Source organism: Streptomyces sp. NPDC102437 (assembly GCF_044765565.1).
Taxonomy (GTDB): Bacteria; Actinomycetota; Actinomycetes; order Streptomycetales; family Streptomycetaceae; genus Streptomyces.
Genome location: NZ_JBIWKI010000137.1, coordinates 1 through 2,563 on the forward strand (window position 1 = coordinate 1; position 2,563 = coordinate 2,563).

Genomic DNA, 2,563 nt, shown 5'->3' on the forward strand with positions numbered 1-2,563 from the left:
CGCGGCGTGGATCGTCTCGTGTGCGGGCCGGTAGTAGTCCCGAGGCCGCATCGGGCAGTCCAGGATCTCCCCGACCGCGTCCTTGCCGCCCAGCAGCATCGCCCCGAGCACGGACATCTCCGCGTCCAGGTCCTGCGCAGGCGCGCCTTGCTGACGGGGGACCACGTCCAGGTTCTCGGCCGCCGCGCTCACTGGGCACCCCCAGCGGGCATACCGGCACGCACCCGGGCCAGCAGCCCCATCCCATCGACCGGCCCCGGCTCCGAAGCGCCCCGCTGCTGCCGGTCCATCTCCGCGCGCCGGCACCGGGCGCAGTCGTCGGCCGCGAACGCCGGATGCCGCTCGCACATCGCCCGCTGAGGCCGCTGCCTGGGCACCGCCGCCTGCGGAGCCTCGGGCCACGTCATCGCGTCCTCAAGAATCTTCCAGCTCGGCTTCGCCCGCCCCATCCACTCAGCCACGCGGCACAGGTGATCGAGATCGTGACCGGCCGCCAGGAGCTCGGCGGCCTCGGCACCGATGGCCGCCGCGCGCTTCGGCAGGAACTGATGCCCGCAGGCCTTCAGGCCGTTGGCCCACGCATCCACGACAGCGGCAGCTGTCCCGCCAGCGACCGGGGCAGGGGTCTTGTTCTCCGGCGCAGCCGCTTCTCTCTCTCGCTTCTGAGGGGGCTGTGACGGCTGGTGGTTGAGCGCGCCAGCGTTAAGAGAGAGAGGAAGCTTCGCTTCCTTATAACTATCGGTGCTCGATTTGAACACCCGTGAGAGATCGATTTGAACACCCGTGGCGGGTGTTTCCTTCGACGGGTGTTCAGATCGAGCACCCGCTGGCCTGCGCTTTTTCTGCGGGTGTTCAGATCGAGCACCCGTGGCGGGTGGCCTTTTCGACGGGTGCTCGATCTGAACACCCGCGATGACCGTCTCGCATACAAGATCGGCGCTGTGCTTCCCCGGGCACCCCGGTTCGTGCCCGCCGGCCAGGTCGTAGACCGGCGGGCGTCGGTCCGCCCGGATGTGATCCACGAGGTTCGGATCGCCCGGCAGCAGCACCCCGCCGGCCTTCAGCCGCCGCAGGTGCTTCAGCACCGTGGACTCACCCATCAGGCACTCGCCCGCGAGCGTCTCCCCCGAGGCGTAGCAGCCCCGCATCTCGCCGTTCGTGTGGTTCGCCACCCGGATCAGTACCAGGAGCTCACCGCCGTTCTTGCAATCGCGGATGCCGACCTTGTCCACCCACGTCTGCGCCTGGTGGCTCACCGGGCCACCCCCGCCCCGGCCGCCGCGTTGGTCAGGCACTGTGGCCTGCTGGTCCTGTTGTCTCGTACGCTCAAGAGAGCGCACCTCCTCTTGCCAGTCGAGAGTGCTTCTCCGTCCGGGCCGCGAACCCGGAGGGACCTTCGAGCCCCCGCCCGTTTGGCGGGGGCTCGCTGCGTTTGGGCCATGCTCTCGCACTGTTGCGGCCAGTCTCCCGACCGCAACGTGGCCCAGCTCCTAGCGGTGAATCCTCCAGCGACCCTCAGGCGCTACTGACTCACCGATCTCGATGATTTCTCCGTTTACGTCGCTGTAGATGTTGCGTCCGACGTAAACGGGATCCCCAGCGGAGATTCCTAGATCACTAGCCTGCTCCGTGGTGGCACGGAAAACTGCACTGGCTTCTTCTGTTGCGTCGTTTGCGGCACGCCGACCAGTTCCCGACTCAATCGCACTGGGCGTTCCTCCCGGAATTCGTTCGGCAATTAGGAGTGCCGGAACAGATTCAGCGAATTCCGCAGGGAACCAGGAGACCGAGGCACTAACGGGGCCATCGGAGTTATGGGTAACACGGTGCCGCCGAATTGCCTGTGCGCCCTCGTTGAGACCCAAGAGGTCCGCCACCCATGCGGGCGCCACGGCCAATTCAGCGGCCTGAATTACCGCGTATTCATCTTCCGGGTAGATCTTTCCGGTCCGGAGTGCGCGGTCGAGTCGGTCAGCGGCCGACCGGTGCAGGGTGCGGCGGCTGCGCACGACGGTGCCAACGCCAGTCACGGACTCAGCGAGCCCATCTGCACGGAGCGCGGCCAGCGCCTTCATCGCCGTGGCCTGCGCGATCTGCCATTCCTCCGCGATCTGGCGTACGGACGGCAGCCGGTCGCCGTCGGCCAGCTCGCCGTCGACGATGCGGCGGCGCAACTCCTGCACCACCTGGAGATACGGCGGGGTTCGGTCCAGTTCAGGCATGTTCCTGTCCTCTCTCGTAGCTCACTAGCTCACTGCGGTGCAGCGTACTACTTGACGTGGGTAGTGTGCTAGTGCACTATCCACTACATCGCAGGGTAACGCCCCGCGACGCAGCGCGACCCCGGGGGTGCCTCCCCGGGGCCGCTGTCGGACCGACTGTGTGAGAAGGGGACCGACGTGACGATCGTGTCAGAACGTCCGGTGAACGTGCAGGCCACCCGTCCGAAGGCGGGGTTGAAGGAGGACGCGGAGCGCTGGGAGCGGGAGGACACCGATCTGGGTCCGGAGGCGGAGCCGGAGGGCTCGGTGCGGCGGGGCCGGCGGTTGGGGTATCGGGAGGA

General features: G+C 67.5%; 3 protein-coding genes. All 3 read right to left on the reverse strand.

Translation table 11 applies throughout. From position 1 onward, the window contains the following. Positions 1-192: DnaB-like helicase N-terminal domain-containing protein (locus ACIRJP_RS42320; RefSeq protein WP_404186533.1), on the reverse strand; the 192-nt coding region annotated here is incomplete at its 3' end. Then, on the reverse strand, positions 189-1,256 hold the full coding sequence (locus ACIRJP_RS42325; RefSeq protein WP_404186535.1) for a helix-turn-helix domain-containing protein: 1,068 nt from the start codon (positions 1,254-1,256) through the stop codon (positions 189-191). The genes ACIRJP_RS42325 and ACIRJP_RS42320, both read right to left, overlap by 4 nt. Before the next feature lie 234 nt (positions 1,257-1,490). Beyond that, positions 1,491-2,222 carry a GntR family transcriptional regulator gene (locus ACIRJP_RS42330; RefSeq protein WP_404186537.1) on the reverse strand — a complete coding sequence of 244 codons (732 nt, stop codon included), beginning with the start codon at positions 2,220-2,222 and terminating at the stop codon, positions 1,491-1,493. Positions 2,223-2,563: the final 341 nt, after the last annotated feature.

What these genes read in the sequence shown, in the direction of transcription:
- ACIRJP_RS42330 (WP_404186537.1), bottom strand. Translation starts at nt 2,222, where the DNA reads ATGCCTGAACTGGACCGAACCCCGCCGTATCTCCAGGTGGTGCAGGAG.